We start from the raw sequence: 26,563 nt of genomic DNA, 5'->3' as shown, positions 1-26,563 counted from the left end.
ATCTGTAACGTCAGGCGACGAAATTGCCGCCGAGCTCGTCTTCGATGTGAATGCGGATGATGTCGTCGAAGGACTTTTCTTCGGTGGTGAAGCCGAGCTCGCGGGCCCGCTTCGCCTCGAAATTGCGCGGCCAGCCGCCGACGATGCCGACGATGAAGGGATCCGGCTCGTGCTTGATGCGCGCGGCGACCTTGTCGCCGGCCACTCGCCTGAGTGCTGCGATCTGCTCACCGACCGTGGCCGAGAAGCCAGGCATGGTCAAATTGCGGCGCGGGCCGACCTTGGCGAGGTCCATGGTGCCGGCGTGCAGCAGGAAGCCGACCGCGGAGCGCGGCGTAGCGTGCCAGTGGCGGACGTCCTCGGAGACCGGGAGGACCGCTTCCTTGCCGGCCAGCGGCTCACGCAGGATGTTGGAGAAGAAGCCCGATGCCGCCTTGTTGGGCAGGCCGGGCCGGATGCAGATGGTCGGCAGGCGGATGCCGATGCCGTCGAGGAAGCCGCGGCGCGAATAGTCGGCGAGCAGCAATTCGCCGATCGCCTTCTGCGCGCCGTAGCTGAGCAGCGGGGTGTGGAAGAACTCGTCGCCGATCGCATCGGGGAACGGGGCGCCGAACACCGCGATCGAGGACGTGAACACCACGCGCGGCTTGTAGCCGCCGCCGACCAGCCTGACCGCATCGAGCAACATCCGCGTGCCGTCGAGATTGATGCGATAGCCCTTGTCGAAATCGAGCTCGGCTTCGCCCGAGACGATCGCGGCGAGATGGAAGATCACGTCCGGGCGGCCGGCGATCAGCTTCTCGGCCGCGCCCGGGACGGCGAAATCGCCCGAGACGGTCTCGACGGCGAAACCGGCCTTTTCCGGCTTCTTCGGCTCGACCACGTCATGCATGGTCAGCTTGGTGATGTCGCTCTTGCCGAGCCGGCCGTCGCGCAACAGCCGTTCACACAATTTGCGGCCGACCATGCCGGCGGCGCCGAGAACCAGAATGTGCAAGAGCCTACTCCTTCTTATTGGCCGGAACGCGCCGCCCTTGGTCTACTGGCGCGTTTTCAGGCAGGCCCCGCGATCATTCCTTCACGGCGCCGGTCATTGCCGACACATAGTACTCCACGAAGAAGGAATAAAGGATAACTACGGGGACCGAGCCGGTCAGGGCCGCCGCCATCAGTGCGCCCCAATGATAGACGTCGCCGTTGACGAGTTCGGTGATGGCGCCGACGGGAATGGTCTTGTTCTCCGACGAGGAGATGAAGGTCAGCGCGTAGATGAACTCGTTCCAGGACAACGTGAAGGCGAAGATGCCCGCCGAGATCACCCCGGGAAGCGACAGCGGCAGCGTGATCTTGATCAGGATCTGAAGCCGCGTCGCCCCGTCGATCAGCGCGCACTCCTCCAGCTCATAGGGGATGGTGCGGAAATAGCCCATCAGGAGCCAGGTGCAGAACGGGATCAGGAAGGTCGGATAGGTCAGGATCAACGCCAGATTGCCGTCGAACAGACCGAGTTGGAACACGATCGCCGCCAGCGGGATGAACAGGATCGAGGGCGGCACGAGATAGCCGAGGAAGATCGCAAGGCCCACATAGCGCGAGCCCTTGTAGCGCAGGCGTTCGATCGCATAGGCGGCGCAGACGCTGGCGAACAGCGAGATGAAGGTGGAGGACACCGAGACGATCACGGTGTTCCACATCCAGAGCGGATAGTCGGTGTCGAAGAACAGCTTCTTGATGTGCTCCAGCGTCGGATGCAGGATCCAGAACGGATTGTACTTCTCGTAGTCGTACATCTCCGCATCCGGCTTGAACGTCGCAACCGCCATCCAGTAGAACGGGAACAGCAGGAAGAAGATGATAAGGCCGAGCGGAAGGTAGACGCGCAGGAATTTGCGCGGAAAACTTTCCAGGTAGTCCATTCCGACGCTTTGGTCGTCTGCGGTGCTCATGGTCAGTCCCTCCCGCCCTGTTGCCAGCGAGAGCGCTGAAGCCCGAAGAAGCTGAGCAGGATCGCCGCGACCAGGAACGGGATCATCGCGTTCGAGATCGCCGCGCCCTCGCCGAGATTGCCGCCGGTGATGGCGCGCTGGAACGACAGGGTCGCCATCAGATGGGTGGAATTGATCGGCCCGCCCCGCGTGATGGTGTAGATCAGCTGGAAGTCGGTGAACGTCATCAGCACCGAGAACGTCATCACGACCGCGATGATCGGCGACAGCATCGGCAGCGTGATGTGGCGGAAGCGCTGCATGTTGGTGGCGCCGTCGAGATTGGCGGCCTCGTAGAGCGAGGGCGAGATGGTCTGAAGGCCCGCCAGCAGCGTGATCGCCACGAACGGCACGCCGCGCCAGATGTTGGCGGCGACGACCGACCAGCGCGCATTCCAGGGATCGCCGAGGAAGTCGATGTAGCGCGTGATCAGGCCGGCCTTGATCAGCACCCAGGAGATGATCGAGAACTGGCTGTCATAGATCCACCAGAACGCGATCGCGGAGAGCACGGTCGGCACCACGAAGGGCAGCAGCACGATGGCCCGGATCATCGACTTCATCGGCAGCCGCTCGTTGAGCAATAGCGCCAGATAGAGGCCGATGGCGAATTTCACGATGCTGGCGGTGACCGTGTAGAAGATGGTGTTGAACACCGAGAGCCAGAACACGGAGTCCTTGGCCAGCGAGACGAAGTTCTGGAAGCCGATGTAGCGCCCGGCCCCGCCGATCTTGGTATCGGTCATGCCGAGCCAGAAGCCCAGCGCCAGCGGGTAGGCCAGAAACAGGATGAGAATCGTGATCGCCGGCACCATGAACATCGCGCCGAGAAAATTCCGGCTCTCGAATGCCCTGGTCCACAGGCTGGCGCGCTTGACCTGCGCGACACCGGACTCAGCCATAACTGCCATGTCGGATTCCCCACGAAAGAAGAGTCACGGCGTCCGGCGAACCGGACGCCGTGCGGATTGGAGTTGATCAGACCTGGTAGTAGCGCTTGGCACGCTCGGCGGCGCGGGCGGCCGCCTGCTTCGGCGTCGCCGAGCCGGAGGCAGCTTCCGCGAACATGTCGACGACGACGAAGTCGCCCATCACGGCGGCGGAGGCATAACCGAGATCGCCGGCAAAGCCGTTGTCGCGGCAGCGCTTGAGGCAGTCGCGATACGGCGTGATCTTCGGATCCGACGTCCACACCGGGTTGTCGTTGTAGGCCGGGAGCGGCGGCGACACGTAGCCGTTGGAGGAAACCTCCCACGCGTCGTAGTTCTCCTTGTCCATCATGAACTTGATGTATTCCTTGACCGCCTTCGGATACTTCGAGTGCTTGTAGCCGTAATAGACCAGCACGTTCTGCTGCTCGGTCGACACGCCCACGGGCCCGATCGGCATCGGCGCGTGGTTCATGTCCTTGGCGATCTCCTGCTGCTTCGGATCGGTGGAGTTCTTGCCGACGGTCCAGATCGAGATGCCGTTCAAGGTCAGGCTGAGCTCGCCGTTCAGGAACGCCTTGTTGTTGTTGCTGTCATTCCACGACAGCACGCCGGGGATGAAGGTGTCGTAGAGCTGCTTGACGTATTCGAGCGCGGCAACCGTCTCGGGCGAGTCGATCACGACCTCGTTCTTCTCGTTGACGACCTTGCCGCCGAACGCCCACAGCGCCCACTGGCACCAGCCATTGGCATCGCCCGTAGCGTGGCCGAGCGCGAAGCCGGGCGGCGTGTTGTTCTTCTTCAGCGCCTGGCAGAGCTTGAGGAAGCCGGCGGTGTCCTTCGGGAATTCATCGAAGCCGGCGGCCTTCACGTGGCTGATGCGGTAGTTCAGGCAGCCGCCGGTCGCGCCCTGCGGGATCGCGATCCAGCCATTGCCCTTCTTGCCGTACTTCTCGGCGACCGGATACCAGCCGCCATATTGCTTGCCGAGGTAGTCGGCGACGTCTGTGACGTCGATCAGCTTCTCCGGGAATTTGTGCGGATCATCCAGCGTGCCAATGATGAGGTCGGGACCGGCGCCGACATTGGCGGCGACCGCCGCCTTCGGGCGGATGTCTTCCCAGCTCTCGGCCTCGAGCTTGACCTTGACGCCGGTCTTCTCGGAGAACTTCTTGGTCTGCTCGGCGAACTTGTCGAACTCGGCCTGGATGAACTGCTTCCAGCGCAGCACGCGGATGGACGCATTCGGCTCCGGCGTATTGGTCCACTCCGCCGCGCGGACCGGGACGATCCCCGGACCCGCAAGCAAGGCCGCGCCGCCCAGGCCGGCTTTAAGCACACTTCGCCTGTCGAAATCGCTCATCGTTCTCTCCCTTAAATTTTATATTTGTATTGGGTCGTTCTTGGGCCGTTCTTCGGCGCCGCTACATGCGTTTGCCTGTCGCCTCGTCGAACAGATGAACCAGCGACGGGTCGGGCTTCAGCCGCACCTTGTCGCCCGGGTTGAACTGGTGGCGCTCGCGGAACACCGCGACGACCTGCTCGCCGCCGACCTTGGCGAACACCTGCGTCTCCGAGCCGGTCGGCTCGACCACGATGATCTCGGCCTCGGCGCCGTCATCGGCGATGGTGAAGTGCTCGGGCCGCACGCCGTAGACCGCAGGACGGCCGTCGGAGGCCGCCGGCGCGCTCTTGAGCGGCAGCTTGACGCCGTTCGGACCTTCGAAGGTCGCAACGCCGTTGACGCGCACATGACCCTTCAGGAAGTTCATGGCGGGCGAGCCGATGAAGCCGGCGACGAACTGGTTGTCCGGCTTGTCGTAGAGCTCGAGCGGCGTGCCCATCTGCTCGACGATGCCGTCATGCATGACGACGATCTTGTCGGCCATGGTCATGGCTTCGATCTGGTCGTGGGTGACGTAGACGGTGGTGGTCTTCAGCCGCTGGTGCAGCTCCTTGATCTCGGTGCGCATGGCGACGCGCAGCTTGGCATCGAGGTTCGACAAGGGCTCGTCGAACAGGAAGACCTGCGGATCGCGCACGATGGCGCGGCCCATGGCGACGCGCTGGCGCTGGCCGCCGGAGAGCTGGCGCGGATAGCGCTCGAGCAGCGGCGCCAGCGCGAGAATCTCGGCGGCACGCTTGACGCGCTTGTTGATCTCGTCGGAGCTGGCATTCCGCAGCTTCAGCGAGAAGCCCATGTTCTCGGCGACCGTCATGTGCGGATAGAGCGCGTAGTTCTGGAACACCATCGCAATATCCCGCTCCTTGGGCTGGATATTGTTGACGACGCGGTCGCCGATCGAGATCGTGCCGGAGGTGATGTTCTCAAGACCGGCGAGCATGCGCAGAAGCGTCGACTTGCCGCAGCCGGAGGGGCCAACCAGGACGACGAACTGACCGTCCTCGATCGGTATCGAAACGCCGTGCAGGACTTCAAAATTGCCGAACGATTTCCGCACGTCGCGGATTTGCACAGACGACATCTAGCTCCCTCCTCGAAAGTCCACGACGCCTCTCGCGCCGCGACCGTCTTGTTTTTTCAGACTTCACCGACCGAAGCCCGATCTTAGCGGGCGACATTGTCAGCAGTTTGTGCGGTTTTGGCAATTTGTCTTTGGTTAGTCTGTGCTGGTAGCGCTGTCAACGATCCTTTGTTTGCGGAGGTGGCTATGCTAAGAGCAGCAATGGGTCGAAAACGCACCAAGTCAGGCAAAATCCGGCTGGCGGAAGTCGCCGAGCTTGCCGGCGTCAGCCCGATCACAGCGTCCCGCTTCTTCCGTAATCCGGAAGCGCTGTCGGTCGCCAAGCGGACGCGGGTCGAGAGCGCCGCCAAGGAGCTCGGCTACGTGCCGAACCTTGCGGCACGGGCGCTCGCCTCGCAACGCACCGAAGTGATCGGTGTGCTGATCCCCTCTCTCACCAATAACGTGTTCTCGGACGTGCTGCGCGGCATCTATGACGCCTCCGAAGGCAGCCGCTACTCGATCCAATTGTCCAACACACGCTACAGTATTCTCCAGGAAGAGAAGCTGCTGCGGCTGTTTCTCGCGCAGAAGCCGGCCGGGCTGATCGTCACCGGCATCGACCAGACCACGGAATCGCGCGCGATGCTGGAGGCGGCCGACTGTCCGATCGTGCAGATCATGGAAATCGGACCCAACCCGGTCGACATGATGATCGGCTTTTCGCACTATGATGCAGCCCGCGCGGCGATTTCGCACCTGTTCGCGCAAGGCCATCGCAAGATCGGCTTCGTCGGCGCGCGCATGGATCCGCGGGTGCAGCGGCGGCTGGACGGATATGTCTCGGCCATGAAGGATGCCGGGTTGTTCGAGCAACGCCTCGTCGTCACGACCGCGACACCGACCTCGGTGACGCTCGGCGGCGCGCTGTTCACCGATTTGCTGGCGCGGGAGCCCGGCCTCGATGCGGTGTTCTGCGCCAATGACGACCTCGCGCTCGGCGTGCTGTTCGAATGCCGGCGCCGCGAGATCGCCGTGCCCGAGCAGATCGCGATCGTCGGCTTCAACGACCTCGAATTCATGGCCTCAGCCGTCCCCACTCTCACCAGCGTGCGCACCAATCGCTACGAGATGGGCAACACGGCCGCCACCATGCTGATCGAAGCGATCGACGGACGGCGTCCCGAGCAGCCGGTGCTCGATCTCGGCTTCAAGGTGATCGAGCGGCAAAGCTCGTCGTCGCGGCGCTCGGACGACAGGCCGGCCGTAACGGGTGCGGGCGCGCCGAACAAAATGGTAGCGTTACCAAGTAGCCATGACTAGTATCGCACTTGTGAGGAAACGACCCGCCAGCGGGCAGGCAGATCATCGCTCGCGCCGTTGGGCATCGCACAAGCCGACACCATGAAACGGACACCAGTGCGTTTGCATTGCAGGAGAAACCAATGACAAAAAAGCCGACCAATGGGCACGCGCCCGCCAGCAACGGCGCTCGCCGCCATCTCCGCTCGCAGGAATGGTTCAACAACCCGCATAATCCGGGCATGACTGCGCTCTACATGGAGCGCTATCTGAATTACGGCCTCACCCGCGCCGAGCTCCAGTCCGGCAAGCCGATCATCGGCATCGCCCAGACCGGCAACGACCTCTCCCCGTGCAACCGCCACCATATCGAGCTGGCCCACCGCGTCCGCGAAGGCATCCGCGAGGCCGGCGGCATCGCGATGGAATTCCCGACCCACCCGATCCAGGAGACCGGCAAGCGCCCGACCGCGGCGCTCGACCGCAACCTCGCTTATCTCGGCCTCGTCGAGATCCTCTACGGCTATCCGCTCGACGGCGTGGTGCTGACCACCGGCTGCGACAAGACCACCCCGGCCTGCATGATGGCGGCGGCAACGGTCAACCTGCCCGCGATCGTGCTGTCGGGCGGCCCGATGCTCAACGGCTGGCATGCCGGCGAGCGCACCGGCTCCGGCACCATCGTCTGGAAGTCGCGCGAGCGGCTCGCCGCCGGCGAGATCGACTATGAGGAGTTCATGGAGATCGTGGCGTCCTCGGCGCCCTCGGTCGGCCATTGCAACACGATGGGCACCGCCTCGACCATGAACGGGCTTGCCGAAGCGCTCGGCTTCTCGCTGCCGGGCTGCGCCGCGATCCCCGCGCCTTATCGCGAGCGCGGCCAGATCGCCTACGAGACCGGCAAGCGCGCCGTCGAGATGGTGTGGGAAGACCTGAAACCCTCGGACATCCTGACCCGCAAGGCGTTCGAGAACTGCATCGTCATCAACTCGGCGATCGGTGGCTCGACCAACGCGCCGATCCACATCAACGCGCTGGCCCGCCACATCGGCGTCGAGCTCTCCATCGACGACTGGCAGAAATTCGGCCACGACGTGCCGCTGTTGGTCAACATGCAGCCGGCCGGCTTCTATCTCGGCGAGGAATTCCACCGCGCCGGCGGCGTGCCGGCCGTGGTGCGCGAATTGATGAAGCACAAGCGCATCCACGAGGATGCCGTCACGGTCAACGGCCGCGGCATCGGCGAGAACTGCAAGGATGCGCCCAAGCCCGACAATGACGTGATCTGGGCTTACGACAAGCCGCTGGTGAAGGACGCCGGATTCCTGGTGCTGAAGGGCAATCTGTTCGATTCCGCGATCATGAAGACCAGCGTGATCTCCAAGGAATTCCGCGACCGCTATCTCAGCAACCCGAAGGACCTCAACGCGTTCGAGGGCCGCGCCGTCGTGTTCGAGGGTCCCGAGGATTATCACGCGCGCATCGACGATGCCTCGCTCGACATCGACGAGCGTTGCGTGCTGTTCATCCGCGGCACTGGCCCGATCGGCTACCCCGGTGGCGCCGAGGTCGTGAACATGCAGCCGCCGGCGGCGCTGATCAAGCGCGGCATCCTCGCCCTGCCCTGCATCGGCGACGGCCGCCAGTCCGGCACCTCGGGCTCGCCCTCGATCCTGAACGCTTCGCCGGAAGCCGCCGCCAATGGCGGCCTCGCGATCCTGACGACGGGCGACAAGGTGCGCATCGACCTCAACAAGGGCACCGCCAACATCCTGATCTCGGACGACGAGGTGAAGAAGCGCCACGCCGCGCTGATGGCCGATGGCGGCTTCAAGCATCCGGCGAACCAGACGCCGTGGCAGGAGATCTATCGCAATACGGTCGGTCAGCAATCGACCGGCGCCTGCATGGAGCTCGCCACGCGCTACCAGAACGTCGCCGGCACGTTTGGTGTGGCCAGAGACAACCACTAACAGCCAAGTCGTCATTGCGAGCGAAGCGAAGCAATCCAGGGATATCTCCAAGGAGACAGTCTGGATTGCTTCGTCGCAAGTGCTCCTCGCAATGACGAGCCGATAGACAAATTCGAGCCAAGGAGAAAAACAACATGGCAGACCGCCTCAAGGGTAAGCGCGCCGTCATCACGGCTGCAGCCGCAGGCATCGGACGCGCGTGCGCCATCGCGTTCGCGCGTGAAGGCGCAACCGTCATTGCCACAGACATCAACGAGTCCGGCATCGCTGGCTTGACCAAGGAAGGCATCGCCGAGGTCGCCAAGCTCGACGTCCGCAACACCGCCGACGTCAACGCGTTTGCAAAACGCGTCGGCAAGATCGATATCCTGCTCAACGCGGCCGGCTTCGTGCACCACGGCACCATCCTGGAGTGCTCGGAAGAAGATTTCGATTTCTCGTTCGACCTCAACGTCAAGTCGATGCATCGGACCATCAGGGCGTTCCTGCCCGACATGCTGGCGGGTGGCGGCGGCAGCATCGTCAACATCTCGTCCTGCGCCGCGCTGCGGCCGCCGGCCAATCGTTACGTCTACAGCTCATCGAAGGCCGCGGTGTCGCTGCTGACGCGCGCGGTCGCGCTCGACTTCATCACCAAGGGCATCCGCTGCAACTCGATCTGCCCCGGCACCGTCGAGACCCCCTCGATGCTCGACCGCGCCGCTGCCCAAGGGCCGCAGGGCAAGGAGATGTTCGTCTCCCGCCAGAAGATGGGCCGGCTCGGCACCGCCGACGAGATCGCGTCCATGGCGGTCTATCTCGGCAGTGACGAGAGCGCCTTCACCACCGGCGTCGACCTCGTCGTCGACGGCGGCTACATGCTGTGATCAGACCTCATCCCGAGGAGGCGCGCCAGCGCCGTCTCGAGGGATGGGCCACGGGCTCTATGGTTCGAGACGCGCGCCAAGTGCGCGCTCCTCACCGTGAGGGATAGAGAGGATTTCTCGATGAACAAGATCGACCTCAACGGCCGCGTCGCAATCGTCACCGGCGGTGCGCAGGGCTTTGGCCGCGCCATCACGGAGCGTTTCGTCGCCTCCGGCGCCACGGTCGCGATCTGGGATTTTGACGCGGCCCTCGCCGAGAAAACCGCAAAAGAGATCGGTGACGGCGTCCGCGTCTTCAAGGTCGACGTCACCGACACCGCGGCCGTCGAGCAGGCGCGCGATGCGACGCTCAAAGCCTTCGGCAAGATCGACATCCTCGTCAACAATGCCGGCATCGCCGGCATCAACAAGCCGGTCTGGGAGACCGACCTCGAGGAATGGCGCAAGGTCCTGCGCATCAACCTCGACGGTCCCTTCATCGTCTGCAAGGCGATCGTGCCGGTCATGCTCAAGCAGAAGTACGGGCGGATCGTGAACATCGCCTCGATCGCCGGCAAGGAAGGCAATCCGAACGCCTCGCACTATTCGGCGTCCAAGGCCGGCCTGATCGCGCTGACCAAATCGCTCGGCAAGGAGCTCGCCGCGCACGACATCCTCGTCAATGCGGTGACGCCGGCCGCGGCAAAGACCGCGATCTTCGACCAGATGACGCAGCAGCATATCGACTTCATGCTGTCGAAAATCCCCAAGGCGCGCTTCGTGCTGGTGGAAGAGCTCGCTGCGATGGTGAGCTGGCTCGCATCGGAAGATTGTGCCTTCTCCACCGGCGCGGTGTTTGATATTTCCGGCGGACGGGCAACCTACTGAGATACTGGCCGCCCGAGGGGGCGAACCATGCGGCTTGGGCGCGATTTTGGGCGTCGGGATTTCGTGAAGCTCACAGCCGGCGCAGGCCTGCTGCCGCTGCTTTCCCGTGGTGCGCTCGCGCAACTCGCGCCCAACCCGCCGAGCATCCCCCCGCCCTCGCCGGCCGAGCGCGGCGCCATGGCGCGGCTCGCGCACAGCTTCATGGACAAGTACGGCGTACCGGCACTGTCCGTTGCGATCGGCTATGCCGGCACGATCGTTCATGAGGACGCCTTCGGTCTGGCCGATATCGAGCGCAACGAGGCCGTGACGCCGCGGCATCTGTTCCGGATCGCCAGCGTCAGCAAGATGATCACCTCGGTCACGATCTTCCGCCTGATCGAGGAGAACCGCCTCAAGCTGACGGATCGCGTGTTCGGCCCGGGCGCGCTGCTCGGCACCGACTATGGCCAGCCACCCTATTCTGCCGGCATCGACCAGATCACGATCGAGCATCTCCTGACCCACACCGCCGGCGGCTGGAGCAACGACAACCGCGATCCGATGTTCACCCATCCGCGGATGGATCATGCGGGGCTGGTCGCCTGGACGCTTGCCAACCGGCCGCTGGACCGGGCGCCGGGCCAGCACAACGCCTATTCCAATTTCGGCTATTGCGTGCTGGGCCGCGTGATCGAGAAGCTCACCGGCCAGCCCTATGCCGAGCATGTCCGCAATGAAGTGCTGGCGCGCTGCGGCGTCACCGACATGACGATCGCCGGCAACACCCGCGAGCAGCGCCAGGCGGGCGAAGTCGCCTATTACGGCCGGGGCGAAAATCCCTACAGCATGAACGTCGGGCGGATGGATTCCCATGGCGGCTGGATCGCGACGCCGGCGGATCTCGTCCAGTTCCTGATGCACGTCGACGGCTACACGAGACCGGCGAACATCCTTCGGCCGCGCACCATCGAGGTCATGACCACAGCCCCCGCCTACAGCCCGAACTATGCCAAAGGCTTCGCCGTGAACAAATCTGACAATTGGTGGCATAATGGCAGCCTGCCGGGCACGAGCACGATTGCCGTGCGCACCCATGGCGGCTTCTGTTGGGCCGCTTTCACCAACACCAGACGCAGGAATTCCGACATGGATGGCGATCTCGACAATCTCAACTGGAACATGGCGCGCCAGGTCGGCGAATGGCGGGTGGCATGATCCGGGAAGGTGGATGCCTGTGCGGCGCGGTGCGGTTCAAGGCGGAGGGCGAGCCGCTCAACGTCCGCATCTGCCATTGCCGTATCTGCCAGAAGGCGATGGGATCGCCCTACTTCGCCCGGGCGCAGTTCGACCAGCGCGCACTGACCGTCGAGGGCGACACCGAGCGTTATGCGTCGTCGGAGAACATCGACCGCGTGTTCTGCAAGCGCTGCGGCACGCGCCTGTTTGCGTGGCGGCGCAACGGCACGCTCGCGGGCGTCTCGCTCACCACCTTCGACGACCGCAACGCCTTTGCCCCGACCGAGCACATCTGGGTCTCGGAAAAGCTCGCCTGGCTGAAGCTCGACGACGGCCTGACGCAATATCAGGGGACCATTCCGTCGTGATGTCAGGCCTGCTGTGAGGCAGTCGCGGCACGCCCGCCCGTGGTCGTGGCGATCCGGATCCCGGCAAACACCGCGACGATTCCGGCCGCCAGATTCCAGCGCAGCGGCTCATTCAGCAGCCAGGCCCCGACCAGCGAGGCCGTGATCGGATTGACCGTCACCGAGATGGCGACGCGCGTCGGCGTCGTCCGCTCCAGCGCGAGCGCCCAGAGATAGAAGGTCACCGCCGCACCGAAAGCGCCGAGATAGAAAGCGGCCCCCCATTGCGGCGCGCCGAAGCCGGCGACGGGCGCAAAGCTGCCTCGGATATAGGAGAGCAGGATCAAGCAGGCCGCGCCCGCCGCCATGCTCATCGTGGTGAAGGCGATCGGGCTGGAGCGCCGGATCAGCGGCTTTGACCAGATGCCGTACAGCGCCATGCACAGCGCCGCCGCCATCATCAGGAGATCGCCGCGCCAGGCGCCAGATGGCGCCGATGTCAGGTCGGAGAGAAGCACGACGGCCACGCCGGACGTCGCTATCACGACGCCGACCGATTTGCGCCAGGTCAGCGCTTCGGCGCCGAGCGCAGCCCCGATCACCAGCGACAACAGAGGCAGCGTCGACAGTGCGAGCGCGCCGCGCGCGGCGGTGGTGAAGATCAGCGATGCGTTGAACAGGATCGGAAACAGGGCGAAGAACAGGATGCCGAGCCCGATCGCAGCGCCCCAGTCCCCTCGCCCCGGCCAACGGTCGCCGCGCAACAACGTCAGCGGCAGCAGCAGCAGAAAGCCGATACCGAACCGGAACGAGCCGATCGCCAACGGATCGATCGCGCTGACCAGATAGCGCGTGGCGCCGATCGATGTGCCGCCGAGGCCGCTCGACAGCACGGCAGCCAGAACACCAGAAATCTCGCCCACACGTCCTCCTGTCAATGCCGAGGCAGCATATGAGGCGCACCGAAACAGGGAATGGAATTTCCATCATGCTGGGATAAGTTTTCGTCATGACCACATCCGCTCTCGATCCCGATCTGCTGAAGGCCTTTCTCGCCGTTGCCGAGCAGCACTCGTTCACGCGTGCGGCCGCGACGCTCAACCGAACCCAATCGGCCGTCAGCGTCCAGATCAGGCGTCTGGAGGAGCGGCTCGGCACAAAGCTGTTTCAGCGCACCAGGGCCGGCGTCGCGCTGACTGCCGCGGGCGATGAACTCCTCGTCTATGCGAGGCGGCTTCTCGACCTCAATGCAGAGGCGGTCGATGCGCTCCGCACGTGCAAGCGCGACGCCGTGGTCCGCCTCGGCGTGATGGACGATTACGGCACGATCGTCATTCCGCCATTGCTGGCACACTTTGCCAAAAGCCATCCGGAGATCCGGGTCGAGATCGAGACCGGATTGACTGCGACGATGCCGGCGCGGCTCGGGGAGGCCTACGATCTCGTCATCGCCATGCATCCGGAAGGACGTGGCAATGGCGAGTTGCTGCGCCGCGAGCAGGCGGTCTGGGCCGCGGCCGCGTCGTATTCGGCCGAAGCCCAGGACACGCTGTCGGTCGCGCTCTACCCGGCGGACTGCCTGTTCCGGCAATGGGCCGCCGAGGCGCTCGATGCCGCCGGCCGGCCCTGGCGGCTCGCCTTTGTCAGCCGGACGCTCGCAGCGGTCGAAGCCGTCGCGGCGCAGGGCCTCGCGATCACCGTGGTCAAAGCCGGCACCCTGCCCGCCCGCCTGCGCGTCCTGTCGAACGGCCTGCCGGCGCTGCCGGCCGCAGACATCCGCCTCCACCGCGCGCGCAACCTGTCGCAGCCGGCGGCGCTGCTGGCGGATCATTTACAGCTTGGGATTTCGGAACCGGTGTCCCATATCCTGACCTGACGCGTTGCCCCATCACCGGATCGGCCGGGTTGGCTGCAAAGCCGCGAGCGAACCGGGGCAGACGAGCCGTGAACATTTCCCTCTATGACCTCTCCGTGTGGGTGCTGCCGCTGGTGCTCGCCATCACCTTCCACGAGGCCGCACACGCCTTTGTCGCGGACCGTCTCGGCGACAACACGGCTGCGCAGCTCGGCCGCGTCAGTTTCAACCCGTTCCGGCATATCGATCCGTTCGGCACGGTGATCCTGCCGGCGATGCTGCTGTTCGCGCATTCGCCGTTCCTGTTCGGCTACGCCAAGCCGGTGCCGGTGAACTTCCGCAAGCTGAACAACCCCAGGCTCGACATGGTCTGGGTGGCATTGGCCGGGCCCGCCACCAACATCCTGCTGGCGCTCGCGGCGGCTCTCGGCCTGCACGCCCTGCCCTGGGCGCCCGCCGGCTCGGCGCTATGGATCTCCGACAACATCTGGAATGCGATCCAGATCAACGTAGTGCTGGCGGTATTCAACATGATGCCGATTCCGCCGCTCGATGGCGGCCGGGTCGCCGTCGGGCTGTTGCCGCGACCGCTCGCCCTGCCACTGGCGCGGCTCGAGCCGTATGGGATGCTGATCCTGATCGGACTCCTGATCCTGCTACCTCTTCTGGGCTCGCAGTTCGGTCTAAATCTTGATGTTATTTCAGCAATACTGCGAACGGTGACCGGTTATGTGAAACAGGCTGTTCTCTTTCTGACCGGCAATGCGTAGTTGAACACCGACACCCGAATACAAGCCGAAGGGCCAGAGGCCGACTTGGTCAAAGCTGCCGATATGCTGATCGCGCGACGCGCGGATACCCGTGCCCGCGCGGATTTTGCCACCTGGAAGATGATGGCCAAGCTCAACGGGTCGTCCGCGCTGCCGCCGGAGGCGCAGGAGTTCCTCGTCAGCTACAAGAACCTGCTGGCGCAGATGAGCGAGGGCCAGGCCACCGAGGCCACCATCGGCGCGATCTACAAGGCCTACTATGCCGAGATGGGTGGCGCGGGAACCCCGCCCGACGTCCGTCCCCGCCCGACTGAACCGGCAGCGGACAATGTTACCGCCTTCCGCCGCCCGGAGCCGAAGCCCAAGAAGGCGAGCTTCTTCGGGTCGAATGCCGCCAGCGGACCCCAGAAACGGCCGCTCCCGGTGGCGCTGATCTTTGCCTGCCTGGCGGTGGTCTATGTCGGGATCCGGCTCTACTGGCGCTGAGCCGGGGACGCCCCGCTACTTCTTCTTTTGATTGAAGATGACGGGGACGCTGAATTTGAGGCCTTCGTCCGCCTGCACCGCCGGCGGCGCAGGCAGCGGGCTCGCGCGGTGGAGCATGGCGATGGCTTCCTCGTCAAATCGCTTGTCGCCGGAGGTCTCCTGGACCTCGGCCGTAAGGACGTTGCCGGTGCGATCGAGCTCGAAGGTGACCACCACCTTGGCGTCCTTGACCTTGTCGACCTTCGGGTAGCGCTTGTGGCGCTCGAACCAGGCCGTAATCTGCTTGGTCCAGCCGGCCACGAGCCTCTTCTTGTCGTCCAGAAGCCCCTTCTCGATGATCTGGGCCTTCTCGCCGAGAGTTGCATCGTCGGAAGGTTTGCGGGGCGCCGTAGCCTCCGAGGCGACGGATTCGACCGACTGGCTGGTCTCGACCTTAGCCGGCTCAGGCTCGTCTTCCTGCGGCTTCTTGGCATTGTTCTCGGTGACGACCTTGTCGGCTTCCTCTTGCGTGTCGGTCGGCTTTTCCTTCGGTAGGTCGACTTCCTTTTCGACCGCCTTCTGCTGGGCCAGCGCCGGCGAGGCCACCGACGCGTCGCTTTCCGGCCCCGGCGGAAGATCGGTTTCCTCGGCCTTCAGCGCGACCATCTCCAGACCGATCGCGCCGTCATCGGCACCCAGTCCCTCATCGAGATTCGTGGCTTCGAGATTGGAGATTGCCAGCGCCGCACCGCCGACGTGCAGAAACAGCGCGACAATCGCCGCCAGCGCCCAAAGGGCGCGTGATCGCCATTTCTTGCTGTCAGGCTCGCTCATATCTTACTGCTTCGCCGGGCTTGCAGGCTCGGCTTGTGCGGCTCCGGCTTGCCCGGGCACGCCTTCAAGGGCTTCGACCTTGAGGTTTCTGTAATTGCCCCCGCGCAAGATCTCGAGCACGTCGAAGAACTCACCGTAAGGAACGCCGCGGTCGACCCGCAGGAAGATCGGCTTTTCCTTGCCTGCATCGGGCCTGTTGTCGAGCGCGCGGACCAGGTCGGCACGCTTGACGAAATTCTCACCGATCGCGATCGCAAGATCCGACTTGATCGTGACGAAGGTCGGCTTGTCCGGTTTCTTTTGCTGCGTCACCGTCGTGGACGTCGGCATGTCGATCGGAAGGTCCACCGTCGACAGCGGCGCTGCGACCATGAAGATGATCAGCAGCACCAGGATGACGTCGATGAACGGCGTGACGTTGATGTCATGCGTCTCGCCGAAATCGTCGTCGTCATCATTGTCTGCGAGCGAAACGCCCATGGTTCACTCCGCCGCGCGCGAATGCACGCTGCCGTGGCTGCGATCGAGATCGCGCGAGAGCAGCCGCCCAGCCGCGCCCGAGGCACGGTTGACGAGCTCGAGATAGTTCTTCGTCACGCGCGAGAAGTGATTGTAGATGATGACCGCGGGAATGGCGGCGACGAGGCCGATCGCGGTGGCGAGCAGCGCTTCGGCGATGCCGGGCGCGACGACGGCAAGGTTCGTCGTCTGCGATTTCGAGATGCCGATGAAGCTGTTCATGATGCCCCAGACCGTGCCGAACAGGCCGACGAAGGGCGATGTGGAGCCGATGGTCGCGAGCACCCCCATGCCGATGCGGATGCGCCGCGCCTCGGCGCGCACGATCTCCTGGAAGCTCGAGGCCGCGCGCTCCTTGATGCCGGCATCGCTGGACAAGCCGGCCGACATCCGCGCCTCGCGCAGCGCCGCCGCCAGAAAGGACGGCAACACGCCCTCCTTCGCGCCGAGCGCCATCTGCGCTTCGGCGAGCGAGCGCGCCTCTGCAATCTTCTTCAGCGCCGAACGAAGTTTCGTCGAGGCAACCGACAGCTCGATCGACTTGGCGATCAGGACAGTCCAGGTCATGAGCGATGCGAAGGCGAGCCCGATCATCACCGCCTTCACGATGACGTCCGCCGACTGGAACATCACCCAGGGCGACAATTCCTTCATGGCCGGCGCGACGCCGGCAGCTTCGGGCTTGGCGGCTGCCGGCATGGCGGCCGAGGGAGCCGCAGGCGCCGCGGCGGTCGGAGCTGGCGCCGGGGCCGGGCTGGCCGCGGGCTGCTGAGCCGTCGATTGGGCCGGTGCTGCCGCCGGCGCGGTTTGTGTCTGGGCAGAAACAGGGGATGCGAGCCAGGCGGCGGCCAGCATGGCGGCTGCGGCAAGGCTTGCTTGGAACGACATGATCTTCATACTTCGGCCCAGTAGCGAATGAGGTTGTGATAGATACCCGTCAATTTGACCGTTTCGGGATCGTCACGCCCGAGCCGTTCCACCAGCGCCTGAATCGCGGTGTCGAGGTCAAAGATCATGCTCCGGGCTTGATCGTCCCGTATCATGCTCTGAAGCCAGAAGAAAGACGCAACTCGCGTTCCCTTCGTCACCGGCGTGACCAGATGCAGGCTGGTCGAGGGATAGAGCACGCAGTCGCCGGCTGGCAACTTGACTTCGTGCGACCCGTAGGTGTCCTCGATCACAAGTTCGCCACCGTCATACTCTTCCGGCTCGGCGAGGAACAGCGTAACCGACAGGTCTGTGCGGATGCGAAGGCCGGTCAGCCGGTCGCCGCGGATCGCATTGTCGACATGCAGACCGAAATGATGGCCGCTGCTCGCCGCATAACGGTTGAACAGCGGCGGGAAGATCTGGAGCGGGATCGCCGCCGCGATGAAGCGCGGGTTCGCTGTCAGCGCCGAGATGATGCGGTTGCCGAGCTTGCGCGCGACCTCGCCATCCGGCGGCAATTGCTCGTTGCGCTTGACCATCGCCGACTGCGCGCCGGCGGTGGAGCGGCCGTCTTCCCAGTCGCTGGCATCCATGATGCGGCGGAAATCCACCACATCATCTTTGCTCAGGACACCAGGCAAGCACGTCAACATGATCAGAACTTCGCCGTCGTCACGAGGTAGAATGCCCGGCCCGGCGCGACCGCCACGAACGGTACGTTGCTGCGATAGAACGAGTCGTAATAGAGCTTGTTGGTGAGGTTCTGGGCGTAGAACTTCATGGTCCAGTTCTTGTCGATCTTCTTCTCGACGAACGCGTCGAAGCGCCAGTAGCTCGGCAGCTCGTTGGTGTTGGCCGCGAACGTGCCGCCATAGACTTTCGAGCGGTACACCGCCTGCCCGCCTAGCTCCCAGCCGTCGTCGAACTTGTACTTGGTCAGCATGCTGAACGACTGGTGCGCAACGTTGGCAAGCTGGAGGCCGAGATTCGAGGCAACGCCGCTCTGCGTGACCTTCGACTGCATCAGCACCAAGCCGCCGAAGACGCTCCAGCGATCTGTGATCTTGCCCTCGGCTTCGATGTCGATGCCTTGGATCCTGTAGGCAGCGCCCGAGGTGAGCAGGCCGCTGACGGTCTCGCGCGCGTTGTCCTTGGTGGTCTGGAACAGCGCGCCGGTCACCAGCAGATGGCGGTCGGCCAGCTCCCATTTGGTGCCGAGCTCGATCGCCTTGTTGCGCTCGGGCCCGAGCAAGATGGTCGAATTGGCGGGAACGCCACCGTAATCGGTGCCGGTCGCATCGAGCTCCGAGCCGAACGGATTGGCGGAGGTCGCGTAGGCTGCATAGATGCTGCCGATCGACATCGGCTTGTAGACCAGGCCGACGTTGTAATTGACGAGATCGTTGTTCTGCTTGACATAATTTGAGTTGTTCGACGCGCTCTGGCTGTAGCCGTCATAGCGGATGCCGCCATTGACGATGATGGTGTCCTGCCAGTTCGCGGTGTCCATGACGTAGACGCTGCTGGTGTTGACACCATAGCGCGTCGGATTTCCAACCAGCGACGGCGTGCCAAAGCCGGAGAGATACGTGTACTGAGGGGAGTAGACATTGACACCCGAGATGGCCCCGGTGCTCGTGAAGGGCGAGCCGGCCAGTTCCGACGCGAGGCCGGCGTAACGGTCGATCGAGATGTTCTCGTTCGAATATTCAACGCCGAACACCGCGGTATGCTTGACCCCGTTGGTGTCGAGCTTGAACGTGGCCTCGTTCTGGTTGGCCCACACGTCGACGTTCTGGTAGCGGCTCTGTGCGCTCGCCGTCGTGGTCCAGAGCAGCGGATTGGGACTGGTCGTGATCGGGTTCTGCGGCAGCGTGCCGATGTAGTTCAGCAGCGAGTGCTCGCCGCGCACCTTGCTGGTCAGCGTGATGGCGTCGTTGACCTTGTACTCGATCGTGCCGGTGCCGAAATCCTGCCGCGCGGTCTGGAAGTCGCGGTTGAGGAAGCCGTACCAGGTGCCGCGCGGAATGCCGGCGGAGGTGACCGGCACGTTGCCCTGCTTGTAGTAGGGCACGCCGAAATCCGGCAGACCGCTGAGATCGGTATGCACGTAGTTCGTGGTGATCTTGATGTCGCTAGTCGGGGTGTACTTGGTCGAGATGAAGCTGCCCCAGCGATTGTCGGTAATGTAGTCGCGGCCGGCCACGTTGGCGTCCTGGAACAGGCCGCCGGTGCGCACCGAGAAGGTCGGGTCGATCACCTGGTTGACGTCGATCGTGACGCGCTTGGTCCTGTCGGTACCGAACTCGGTATCCATGCGCTGGAAATTGACGTCGCCCGCCTGCTTGGTGACGATGTTGATGGCGCCGCCGGCGGTGCCGCGGCCGGCATAGGACGAGGCCGGGCCGCGCAGGATCTCGATCTGCTCGGTGAAGAAGTTCTCGCGTATGGAGACCGCGGGATCGCGGATGCCGTCGATGAAGACGTCGTTGCGCGCGTCGAAGCCGCGGATGAAGAAGCGGTCGCCGAACGCGTTGCCACCTTCACCCGAGCCCAGCGTCACGCCGGCGGTCGAGCGTCCGATCTCCTTCAGCGTGGTGGCGTTCTTGTCCTCGAGCACCTCCTTGCTGAGCACGGTGATGCTCTTCGGCGTGTTCAGCATCTTCTCCGGAAACTTGCCGGAGGCCTGGACGTGATCGACCTTGTAGGGCGCCGCCGGATCGGAATAGGGATTGCGATCGGCTTCGCCGGTCACGGTCGGCGTGGCAGTTGCGGCCTGCTGCTGGCGCTGCGCGGCGCGGCGGAGCGCATTGCGCGCGCGGACCTGCTCCGCCGACGGCTTCGAGGCGGCCGGACGCGGGCGCTCGACGGGAGCATCGACCGTCACGGGCGGCAGGTTCGACTGCTGCGCCTGCGCACCGCTCGACACCGAAGCCACCGCGATCAAGCTCGCGACCGCCGAGACCTTCTTGCCGGAAATTCCCGCGGACTTGTCATCCATCGGATTGAACGCTGCGACCGAACGCAACGACTTCGGTGCGACCACCTGCCCCATTACCAAACGCCCCATCTTCTTGTTCGCTCGACCACTTCGACGAACGATGGATGTTGGTATCGGCCGCAAAATAGCGGGTCAATGCGGGCAACCCGCGAGAACCCCGGAATATGTCCAGATCAAAACGATTCTAAATCCGAACTTTGAAATCGTTCTAAGTTGAGATTGGACTCGTTCTAAAATTCCGCGCAGAAAAACCGCTCAATCCGCGGCGCGCTCTCGGCCTCAATCGCTGCTCGGCGGCTTCATCAGCGAGAACAATTCGTCGACGGTTTTCTGTGCGACGGCGCGCACGCGGTCGGTGTTGTCCATGCCGGCGATGTTGACGCCGTTGACGACGGCTTTGATCTCGTCGCGGAAGTCGGTGAGAAATCGCAGCGGATCACGCTGCTCGTTGGCGACGCGCGCGATCAGTCCCGTGATCAGAATCTGACAAGCGATCAGCTTGCCGTTCAACTCGTCCATCCCTGCACTCCGTGTGTGGCAGGGCCGATATGACCGATGCTGATTTTCCTGACAACCGAAACGCCCCGCGCACGATTTAGAACCGTTCTTGTGACGCCCCCGGCGATGCGGCTCCCCACGGCGCGCCCCAATCCGCCGCACCCGCTCCGAGCACTGCCCAAGGTTTGCTCGCCGATCGCTCGCGCCGGGAAAATGCAGCACTGCACACCGCCGCGCCAGAGCATTGCCTAGGCAGTGCAAAGCTTTCCAATTGTTTAGGATTCTCAACTGATAGTGCTGTTTACACTGGAACTTGGCGTGTAATATACAAGCCTGCTGGAACCCTATGATTGCCCCACAATTCGTGTTCTGGGCACACGAGCCAACGAGCCGATATGAAAAAATCACGGCCGATTCTCTGGATTGTCATCGTCGCGGCCGTGGCCACCGCGGGTTACTATGGTTGGCAGAAATTCGGCTCGGCGGATGTCGGAAAGGCCCAGACCGCCCAAAAGGGTCCGCCGCGTCCAGCCGCCGTCCCGGTGAGCGTTTCGCCGGTCCAGAAGGTCGACTTCCCGGTCTATCTGACGGGTCTCGGCACGGTGCAGGGTTTCAACACGGTGCAGGTCCGGACCCGGGTTGACGGCCAGATCGACAAGATCGCCTTCACCGAAGGCCAGATCGCCAAAGAGGGCGAGCTTCTGGCCTCGATCGATCCCCGCCCCTATCAGGCCACGCTCGACCAGGCCAAGGCCAAGAAGGCGCAGGACGAGGCGAGCCTGGCCAACGCCAATCTCGAACTCCAGCGCGCCATGAAGCTCGGCGAATTCGCCACCGCGCAGCGGGTCGACACCCAGCGCTCCACCGTCGCCCAGCTCACCGCCCAGATCGCTGCCGACGAAGCCGCAATCTCCAACGCCCAGACCCAGCTCGACTACACCCAGATCAAGGCACCGATCACCGGCGTCGCCGGCTTGCGTCTGGTCGACGTCGGCAACATCGTGAACGCCTCGACGCAGACCGGCATCGTCACGATCTCGCAGGTCGAGCCGATCTCGGTGATCTTCACCGCGCCGGAGGATCAGCTCCCCTATATCAGCGAAGGCCAGAAGGCTGGCGCACTGAAAGTGATTGCGTTCACGACCGACGGGAAAAAGACGCTGGCCGAAGGCAAGCTTGCGGTCATCAACAACCAGGTCGACACCACCAGCGGGACTATCCGGCTCAAGGCGGTGTTCGACAACAAGGACCATACGCTGTGGCCCGGCCAGTCGGTTTCGACGCGCCTGCTGGTGCGGACGCTGAAGGATGCGACCGTGGTTCCGGATGATGCGGTCCAGCATTCCACCAGCGGCCTCTACGCCTATACCGTCAATCAGGACAACAAGGCCGAGGTGCACAAGATCAAGGTTAGCTACGCCATCGACGGACGTTCGGTCGTCGACGAGGGCCTCGCGCCCGGCCAGCAGGTGATCACCGGCGGTCAATTCAAGGTGCAGCCCGGAAGCCTCGTCTCGACGGCGGTGGCAAGCTCGGATCCGGCCCAGAACAAGGTACGACGGGAATGACCGAGGGCGGGATTTCGGCACCCTTCATCCGTTATCCCATCGGCACCTCGCTGCTGATGGCCGGCATTCTCTTCGTCGGTCTCGTCGCCTATCCGCTGCTGCCGGTCGCGCCGCTGCCGCAGGTGGACTTTCCGACCATCCAGATCACCGCCAATTTGCCGGGCGGCAGCCCCGAGACCATGGCCTCGTCGGTGGCCCAGCCGCTGGAGCGGCAATTCGCCCAGATTCCCGGCATCGCCCAGATGACCTCGACGAGCTATCTCGGCACCGCCTCGATCACCATCCAGTTCGACCTCAACCGCAGCATCGACGGCGCCGCCAACGACGTCCAGGGCGCGATCAACGCCGCCAGCGGCCAATTGCCGAAGAACCTGCCCTCGCCGCCGACCTACCGCAAGGTCAACCCGGCCGATGCGCCGATCCTGCTGCTGTCGGCGACGTCGGAGACGCTGCCACTCACCAGCGTCAGCGACGCGGTCGACGCCCAGCTCGCACAGCAGATCAGCCAGCTCTCGGGCGTGGCGCAGGTCTTCATCGGCGGTCAGCAGAAGCCGTCCATCCGCATCCAGGTCGACCCGGCGAAACTGGTCGCCAAGGGCCTGTCGATGGAGGACGTGCGCAGCCAGATCGCAATCACCACCGTCGACAGCCCCAAGGGCAATATCGACGGCGAGAAGCGCGCCTACACGATCTACGCCAACGACCAGCTGACCCAGTCAAAGGACTGGAACGACGTCATCATCGCCTATCGCAATGGCGGCCCGTTGCGAATCCGCGACATCGGCCAGGCGGTCAGCGGTGCCGAAGACGCCAAGCAGGCGGCCTGGGCCAACGGCAAACGCGGCGTATTCCTGGTGATCTTCAAGCAGCCGGGCGCCAACGTCATCGAGACCGTGGACCGGATCAAGGCCACCCTGCCCCGCCTCGTGGCGGCGATCCCGCCCGCGATCAAGATCGAGCTCATCAGCGACCGCACCACGACGATCCGCGCCGCGGTCGAGGACGTCCAGTTCACGCTGCTCCTGACCATCGCCCTCGTGGTCATGGTCATCTTCATCTTCCTGCGCAGCTTCTGGGCGACCGTCATTCCCACCATCACGGTTCCGCTGGCGCTGCTGGGCGCGTGCGCCCTGATGTGGGTCGTCGGCTATTCGCTCGACAATCTGTCGCTGATGGCGCTCACGATCGCGGTCGGATTCGTCGTCGACGACGCCATCGTGATGCTCGAGAACATCACCCGCTACATCGAGGAAGGCGAATCGCCGATGGCGGCGGCCTTCAAGGGCTCGAAGGAAATCGGCTTCACCATCGTCTCGATCAGCATCTCGCTGGTCGCGGTGCTGATCCCGCTGCTGCTGATGGGCGGCATCATCGGCCGCCTGTTCCGCGAATTCGCCGTCGTGCTGGCGATGACCATCTTCGTCTCGATGTTCGTGTCGCTGACCCTGACGCCGATGATGGCCTCGCGGTTCCTTCGCGCGCATGGCGAGGTGACCCACGGCAAGTTCTACCAGTGGAGCGAGCGCGCCTTCGACGGCATGCTGCGCGGCTACGAATACGTGCTCGACCATGCTCTCGCCTGGCGCCGCACCACGCTCACGATCTTCTTCGCGACCCTCGCTTTGTCGGTCTATCTGTTCGTCCTGATCCCGAAGGGCTTCTTCCCGCAGCAGGACGTCGGCCTGATCACCGCGACCTCGGAAGCCTCCCAGGACATCTCGTTCAAGGAGATGCAGCGGCGGCAGGTCGAGCTCGGCAAGCTCGTGATGGAGGACCCTGATGTCGCGACGATCGCGATGAACATCGGCGGCAGCGGCCGCGCCGGCAACAACGGCAACATGTTCATCACGCTGAAGCCGCGCAACCAGCGCGAGGCCTCGGCGCAGCAGATCATCGCGCGGCTGCGTCCCAAGCTCGAGAAGGTGTCCGGTGCTCGCCTCTACATGCAGGCGGCCCAGGACGTCCGGCTCGGCGGCCGGCCGACGCGCACGCAGTTCGAGTTCACCCTGCAGGATGCGGATCTCGCCGAGCTCAACGACTGGGCGCCGAAGATCCTCGCCAAGATGCAGACACTTCCGGAGCTGCGCGACGTCGCCACCGACCAGCAGACGCAAGGCACCACGGTGCAGCTCAAGATCAACCGCGATACCGCTGCCCGCTATGGCATCCAGCCGCAGCTGATCGACGACACGCTGTACGACGCCTTCGGACAGCGGCAGGTGACGCAATATTTCACCCAGCTCAACACCTACAAGGTGATCCTCGAGATCCTACCGGAGCTGCAGGGCAATCTCGACAGCCTGAACAAGCTCTATCTGAAATCGCCGCTGACCGGCGACCAGGTGCCGCTGTCGACCTTCGCGAGCTGGAGCACCGATCCGGTCCGCCCGCTCTCGATCAGCCACCAGGGCCAGTTCCCGGCGATCACGATCAGCTTCAACCTCGCGCAGGGCGTCGCGCTCGGCCAGGCCACCGAAGCCGTGCAGAAGGCGATGGCCGATCTCGGCGCTCCGCCGACGCTGAACTCGAGCTTCCAGGGCACCGCCCAGGCGTTCCAGCAATCGCTCGGCACCGTACCGCTGCTGATCCTCGCAGCCCTCGTCGTGGTCTATCTGATCCTCGGCATCCTCTACGAGAGCTACATCCATCCGATCACGATTCTATCGACCCTGCCCTCGGCCGGCGTCGGCGCGCTGCTGATCCTGATGGCGGCCGGCTTCGACTTCAGCCTCATTGCTTTGATCGGAATCATTCTCCTGATCGGCATCGTGAAGAAGAACGGCATCATGATGGTCGACTTCGCCATCGCCGCCGAACGCGACGAGCACAAGACGCCGGCGGAATCCATTCGTCAGGCCGCGCTGTTGCGCTTCCGTCCGATCATGATGACGACGATGGCGGCGCTGCTCGGCGGCGTGCCCTTGATGCTCGGCCATGGCACCGGCGCCGAGATCCGCCAGCCGCTCGGCTACGCCATGGTCGGCGGCCTGATCGTCAGCCAGGCGCTGACGCTGTTCACCACACCCGTCGTCTATCTCTATCTCGACGAGCTCAACAACTGGTTCTCGGGCTGGGGCCGCTCCGGCGACGGCGAGGGTCACGAGACCCCCGATCGCGACACCGTCAAGGAAGCCGCCGAGTAGCTTGCGCCACAGCTCCCGCGACGCTACAGCGAGGCCCCGGTTCACGCCAACGCGGTTTCGCCATGCTCATGCAATCCAGACTTGCCGCCCTCGCCGCCGCTGTCCTGTTGTCGACGGGCGCCGCGTATGCCCAGCAGGGCGCCAAGAAGAACGCCGCCCCCCCTGCTCCGGCGGCGCAGCCCGCGCCGGCCCCGACGCAGGCACAGGTGGACGGTGCTCCGGCGCAGCAGCCCGGCTGGGTGGTGCGCTGCACCAGCATCAGCCGCGACGCGCCGCTCGAATGCGCGATGGAGCAGAATGCGGTGCTGACCAAGACCGGCCAGACCATCGTGCTGGTCAACATCCGCATCGCGCCCGACACCCGCACGCCGGTGGCGCTGCTGCAATTGCCGCTCGGCCTCAACCTGCCCGTCGGCGCCAAGCTCCAGGTCGACGAGGGCAAGACCGTCGACCTCCAGATCCAGACCTGCGAGAATCGCGGCTGCTACGCTTCGACGCCGATCGCGCCGGATCTGCTGGCGACCTTGCGGTCGGGCAAGCAGCTCAAGGTCTCCTTCCAGAACATGGCCAAGGAGACGATCGCGATTCCGATGCCGCTGAATGATTTCGCGGCGGCCTACGACAAGATCAAGTAAGGGCAGCGTCAGGTCACGACGTCGCTCGCCCGAAGCAGCGTCGTGAAGCCGCCATAGATCATGCGCTTGCCGTCGAACGGCATGCCCTCCATCTTCAGCCGCGGGTCGGCCATCACCTTCTTGTTGACGGCATCGCGCGTCTCCCGATCGCGGTAGACGATCCAGGCGAACACCACGACCTCGTCCTCCTTCGCGATCACCGCGCGCGGAAACGAGGTCAGCTCGCCATAGGGCACGTCGTCGGCGATACATTCGACGTAGTCGAGCGCGCCGTGCTCCATCCAGAGCGCACAGGCGGTTGTCGCCAGCGTCTTGTAGGCCTCGATCTTGTCCTTCGGCACGGCCAGCACGAAACCATCGACATAGGGCATTTGCGGATCTCCTTGGAGTGGC

Annotated in this window: 25 protein-coding genes; 12 read left to right on the top strand and 13 right to left on the bottom strand. The window is 64.1% G+C overall.

Annotated elements, in window-relative coordinates:
- Positions 1 to 10: 10 nt before the first annotated feature.
- From denD to I3J27_RS15640, 5 genes are all read right to left on the bottom strand, one after another.
- On the bottom strand, positions 11 to 997 hold the full coding sequence (gene denD, locus I3J27_RS15660; RefSeq protein WP_270170834.1) for a D-erythronate dehydrogenase: 987 nt from the start codon (positions 995 to 997) through the stop codon (positions 11 to 13).
- A gap of 73 nt (positions 998 to 1,070) precedes the next feature.
- Positions 1,071 to 1,946 (bottom strand): carbohydrate ABC transporter permease, encoded by an 876-nt coding sequence (locus I3J27_RS15655; protein WP_270170832.1) that lies wholly within the window; start codon positions 1,944 to 1,946, stop codon positions 1,071 to 1,073.
- A gap of 2 nt (positions 1,947 to 1,948) precedes the next feature.
- Positions 1,949 to 2,896, bottom strand: a complete 948-nt coding sequence (locus tag I3J27_RS15650) for a carbohydrate ABC transporter permease (protein WP_370691957.1) — start codon at positions 2,894 to 2,896, stop codon at positions 1,949 to 1,951.
- Positions 2,897 to 2,963: 67 nt separating this feature from the next.
- On the bottom strand, positions 2,964 to 4,277 hold the full coding sequence (locus tag I3J27_RS15645) for an ABC transporter substrate-binding protein (protein ID WP_270170830.1): 1,314 nt from the start codon (positions 4,275 to 4,277) through the stop codon (positions 2,964 to 2,966).
- Positions 4,278 to 4,338: 61 nt separating this feature from the next.
- Positions 4,339 to 5,400 (bottom strand): ABC transporter ATP-binding protein, encoded by a 1,062-nt coding sequence (locus tag I3J27_RS15640; protein ID WP_270170828.1) that lies wholly within the window; start codon positions 5,398 to 5,400, stop codon positions 4,339 to 4,341.
- Between the two features lie 201 nt (positions 5,401 to 5,601).
- Here I3J27_RS15640 and gntR point away from each other — a divergent pair, with 201 nt between their 5' ends.
- The 6 genes from gntR to I3J27_RS15610 all read left to right on the top strand — a co-directional run bounded on the left by gntR (position 5,602) and on the right by I3J27_RS15610 (position 11,973).
- Positions 5,602 to 6,702 carry an HTH-type transcriptional regulator GntR gene (gntR, locus tag I3J27_RS15635; protein ID WP_270170826.1) on the top strand — a complete coding sequence of 367 codons (1,101 nt, stop codon included), beginning with the start codon at positions 5,602 to 5,604 and terminating at the stop codon, positions 6,700 to 6,702.
- 122 nt (positions 6,703 to 6,824) lie between these two features.
- Positions 6,825 to 8,654, top strand: a complete 1,830-nt coding sequence (locus I3J27_RS15630) for an IlvD/Edd family dehydratase (protein WP_270170824.1) — start codon at positions 6,825 to 6,827, stop codon at positions 8,652 to 8,654.
- A 134-nt stretch (positions 8,655 to 8,788) separates the two neighbouring features.
- Positions 8,789 to 9,520: an SDR family oxidoreductase gene (locus I3J27_RS15625; RefSeq protein ID WP_270170822.1), complete on the top strand. Its 732-nt coding sequence runs from the start codon at positions 8,789 to 8,791 to the stop codon at positions 9,518 to 9,520.
- A 120-nt stretch (positions 9,521 to 9,640) separates the two neighbouring features.
- A complete protein-coding gene (locus tag I3J27_RS15620) occupies positions 9,641 to 10,387 on the top strand; it encodes an SDR family NAD(P)-dependent oxidoreductase (RefSeq protein ID WP_270170819.1) in 747 nt (248 codons plus the stop codon).
- Between the two features lie 63 nt (positions 10,388 to 10,450).
- Positions 10,451 to 11,584, top strand: a complete 1,134-nt coding sequence (locus I3J27_RS15615) for a serine hydrolase domain-containing protein (RefSeq protein WP_270170817.1) — start codon at positions 10,451 to 10,453, stop codon at positions 11,582 to 11,584.
- On the top strand, positions 11,581 to 11,973 hold the full coding sequence (locus tag I3J27_RS15610) for a GFA family protein (RefSeq protein ID WP_270170803.1): 393 nt from the start codon (positions 11,581 to 11,583) through the stop codon (positions 11,971 to 11,973). The genes I3J27_RS15615 and I3J27_RS15610 overlap by 4 nt, the downstream gene beginning before the upstream one ends.
- 2 nt (positions 11,974 to 11,975) lie before the next feature.
- Here I3J27_RS15610 and I3J27_RS15605 read toward each other — a convergent pair whose 3' ends face one another.
- A complete protein-coding gene (locus I3J27_RS15605; RefSeq protein ID WP_270170801.1) occupies positions 11,976 to 12,875 on the bottom strand; it encodes a DMT family transporter in 900 nt (299 codons plus the stop codon).
- A gap of 86 nt (positions 12,876 to 12,961) precedes the next feature.
- Between I3J27_RS15605 and I3J27_RS15600 the strand changes: the two genes are divergently transcribed.
- The 3 genes from I3J27_RS15600 to I3J27_RS15590 all read left to right on the top strand — a co-directional run bounded on the left by I3J27_RS15600 (position 12,962) and on the right by I3J27_RS15590 (position 15,063).
- Positions 12,962 to 13,828: a LysR family transcriptional regulator gene (locus I3J27_RS15600; protein ID WP_270170799.1), complete on the top strand. Its 867-nt coding sequence runs from the start codon at positions 12,962 to 12,964 to the stop codon at positions 13,826 to 13,828.
- Positions 13,829 to 13,896: 68 nt separating this feature from the next.
- The gene (locus I3J27_RS15595; protein ID WP_270172805.1) at positions 13,897 to 14,577 is read left to right on the top strand and encodes a site-2 protease family protein; all 681 of its coding nucleotides are present in this window, start codon (positions 13,897 to 13,899) and stop codon (positions 14,575 to 14,577) included.
- A 63-nt stretch (positions 14,578 to 14,640) separates the two neighbouring features.
- Positions 14,641 to 15,063, top strand: a complete 423-nt coding sequence (locus I3J27_RS15590; RefSeq protein ID WP_270172801.1) for a hypothetical protein — start codon at positions 14,641 to 14,643, stop codon at positions 15,061 to 15,063.
- A gap of 15 nt (positions 15,064 to 15,078) precedes the next feature.
- Here the strand turns inward: I3J27_RS15590 and tolA are convergent, their stop codons facing one another.
- The 6 genes from tolA to I3J27_RS15560 all read right to left on the bottom strand — a co-directional run bounded on the left by tolA (position 15,079) and on the right by I3J27_RS15560 (position 20,845).
- The gene (gene tolA / locus I3J27_RS15585) at positions 15,079 to 15,876 is read right to left on the bottom strand and encodes a cell envelope integrity protein TolA (RefSeq protein WP_270170797.1); all 798 of its coding nucleotides are present in this window, start codon (positions 15,874 to 15,876) and stop codon (positions 15,079 to 15,081) included.
- A 3-nt stretch (positions 15,877 to 15,879) separates the two neighbouring features.
- A complete protein-coding gene (locus tag I3J27_RS15580) occupies positions 15,880 to 16,356 on the bottom strand; it encodes a biopolymer transporter ExbD (protein ID WP_270170790.1) in 477 nt (158 codons plus the stop codon).
- 3 nt (positions 16,357 to 16,359) lie between these two features.
- The gene (gene exbB, locus I3J27_RS15575) at positions 16,360 to 17,292 is read right to left on the bottom strand and encodes a tonB-system energizer ExbB (protein ID WP_270170777.1); all 933 of its coding nucleotides are present in this window, start codon (positions 17,290 to 17,292) and stop codon (positions 16,360 to 16,362) included.
- Positions 17,289 to 17,978, bottom strand: a complete 690-nt coding sequence (locus I3J27_RS15570; protein ID WP_270170775.1) for a Fe2+-dependent dioxygenase — start codon at positions 17,976 to 17,978, stop codon at positions 17,289 to 17,291. The genes exbB and I3J27_RS15570 overlap by 4 nt, the downstream gene beginning before the upstream one ends.
- 2 nt (positions 17,979 to 17,980) lie before the next feature.
- Entirely contained in the window at positions 17,981 to 20,380 is a 2,400-nt protein-coding gene (locus I3J27_RS15565; RefSeq protein WP_270172799.1) for a TonB-dependent receptor, read from the bottom strand.
- 225 nt (positions 20,381 to 20,605) lie between these two features.
- Positions 20,606 to 20,845 carry a hypothetical protein gene (locus I3J27_RS15560; protein ID WP_025035676.1) on the bottom strand — a complete coding sequence of 80 codons (240 nt, stop codon included), beginning with the start codon at positions 20,843 to 20,845 and terminating at the stop codon, positions 20,606 to 20,608.
- 374 nt (positions 20,846 to 21,219) lie between these two features.
- Here I3J27_RS15560 and I3J27_RS15555 point away from each other — a divergent pair, with 374 nt between their 5' ends.
- The 3 genes from I3J27_RS15555 to I3J27_RS15545 all read left to right on the top strand — a co-directional run bounded on the left by I3J27_RS15555 (position 21,220) and on the right by I3J27_RS15545 (position 26,170).
- Complete coding sequence (locus I3J27_RS15555) at positions 21,220 to 22,392, top strand: efflux RND transporter periplasmic adaptor subunit (protein WP_270170771.1); 1,173 nt, start codon at positions 21,220 to 21,222, stop codon at positions 22,390 to 22,392.
- Complete coding sequence (locus tag I3J27_RS15550) at positions 22,389 to 25,535, top strand: multidrug efflux RND transporter permease subunit (RefSeq protein WP_270170755.1); 3,147 nt, start codon at positions 22,389 to 22,391, stop codon at positions 25,533 to 25,535. The genes I3J27_RS15555 and I3J27_RS15550 overlap by 4 nt, the downstream gene beginning before the upstream one ends.
- Before the next feature lie 62 nt (positions 25,536 to 25,597).
- Positions 25,598 to 26,170 (top strand): invasion associated locus B family protein, encoded by a 573-nt coding sequence (locus I3J27_RS15545; RefSeq protein ID WP_270170752.1) that lies wholly within the window; start codon positions 25,598 to 25,600, stop codon positions 26,168 to 26,170.
- 8 nt (positions 26,171 to 26,178) lie between these two features.
- On the opposite strand, the gene I3J27_RS15540 is transcribed toward I3J27_RS15545, so the two are convergent.
- Positions 26,179 to 26,541 (bottom strand): DUF1428 domain-containing protein, encoded by a 363-nt coding sequence (locus I3J27_RS15540; protein WP_270170748.1) that lies wholly within the window; start codon positions 26,539 to 26,541, stop codon positions 26,179 to 26,181.
- Positions 26,542 to 26,563: the final 22 nt, after the last annotated feature.

The organism is Bradyrhizobium xenonodulans, from assembly GCF_027594865.1.
Classification (GTDB): Bacteria; Pseudomonadota; Alphaproteobacteria; order Rhizobiales; family Xanthobacteraceae; genus Bradyrhizobium; species Bradyrhizobium xenonodulans.
This window is presented reverse-complemented; position numbering and strand designations above follow the sequence as displayed.

Bases quoted from the DNA above. Each gene is read 5' to 3' on its own strand.
- I3J27_RS15655 (WP_270170832.1), bottom strand. From the start codon at position 1,946: ATGAGCACCGCAGACGACCAAAGCGTCGGAATGGACTACCTGGAAAGT.
- I3J27_RS15650 (WP_370691957.1), bottom strand. From the start codon at position 2,896: ATGGCAGTTATGGCTGAGTCCGGTGTCGCGCAGGTCAAGCGCGCCAGC.
- I3J27_RS15645 (WP_270170830.1), bottom strand. From the start codon at position 4,277: ATGAGCGATTTCGACAGGCGAAGTGTGCTTAAAGCCGGCCTGGGCGGC.
- I3J27_RS15640 (WP_270170828.1), bottom strand. From the start codon at position 5,400: ATGTCGTCTGTGCAAATCCGCGACGTGCGGAAATCGTTCGGCAATTTT.
- gntR (WP_270170826.1), top strand. From the start codon at position 5,602: ATGGGTCGAAAACGCACCAAGTCAGGCAAAATCCGGCTGGCGGAAGTC.
- I3J27_RS15630 (WP_270170824.1), top strand. From the start codon at position 6,825: ATGACAAAAAAGCCGACCAATGGGCACGCGCCCGCCAGCAACGGCGCT.
- I3J27_RS15625 (WP_270170822.1), top strand. From the start codon at position 8,789: ATGGCAGACCGCCTCAAGGGTAAGCGCGCCGTCATCACGGCTGCAGCC.
- I3J27_RS15620 (WP_270170819.1), top strand. From the start codon at position 9,641: ATGAACAAGATCGACCTCAACGGCCGCGTCGCAATCGTCACCGGCGGT.
- I3J27_RS15610 (WP_270170803.1), top strand. From the start codon at position 11,581: ATGATCCGGGAAGGTGGATGCCTGTGCGGCGCGGTGCGGTTCAAGGCG.
- I3J27_RS15600 (WP_270170799.1), top strand. From the start codon at position 12,962: ATGACCACATCCGCTCTCGATCCCGATCTGCTGAAGGCCTTTCTCGCC.
- I3J27_RS15590 (WP_270172801.1), top strand. From the start codon at position 14,641: ATGCTGATCGCGCGACGCGCGGATACCCGTGCCCGCGCGGATTTTGCC.
- tolA (WP_270170797.1), bottom strand. From the start codon at position 15,876: ATGAGCGAGCCTGACAGCAAGAAATGGCGATCACGCGCCCTTTGGGCG.
- I3J27_RS15580 (WP_270170790.1), bottom strand. From the start codon at position 16,356: ATGGGCGTTTCGCTCGCAGACAATGATGACGACGACGATTTCGGCGAG.
- exbB (WP_270170777.1), bottom strand. From the start codon at position 17,292: ATGAAGATCATGTCGTTCCAAGCAAGCCTTGCCGCAGCCGCCATGCTG.
- I3J27_RS15570 (WP_270170775.1), bottom strand. From the start codon at position 17,978: ATGTTGACGTGCTTGCCTGGTGTCCTGAGCAAAGATGATGTGGTGGAT.
- I3J27_RS15565 (WP_270172799.1), bottom strand. From the start codon at position 20,380: ATGGGGCAGGTGGTCGCACCGAAGTCGTTGCGTTCGGTCGCAGCGTTC.
- I3J27_RS15560 (WP_025035676.1), bottom strand. From the start codon at position 20,845: ATGGACGAGTTGAACGGCAAGCTGATCGCTTGTCAGATTCTGATCACG.
- I3J27_RS15555 (WP_270170771.1), top strand. From the start codon at position 21,220: ATGAAAAAATCACGGCCGATTCTCTGGATTGTCATCGTCGCGGCCGTG.
- I3J27_RS15550 (WP_270170755.1), top strand. From the start codon at position 22,389: ATGACCGAGGGCGGGATTTCGGCACCCTTCATCCGTTATCCCATCGGC.
- I3J27_RS15545 (WP_270170752.1), top strand. From the start codon at position 25,598: ATGCTCATGCAATCCAGACTTGCCGCCCTCGCCGCCGCTGTCCTGTTG.
- I3J27_RS15540 (WP_270170748.1), bottom strand. From the start codon at position 26,541: ATGCCCTATGTCGATGGTTTCGTGCTGGCCGTGCCGAAGGACAAGATC.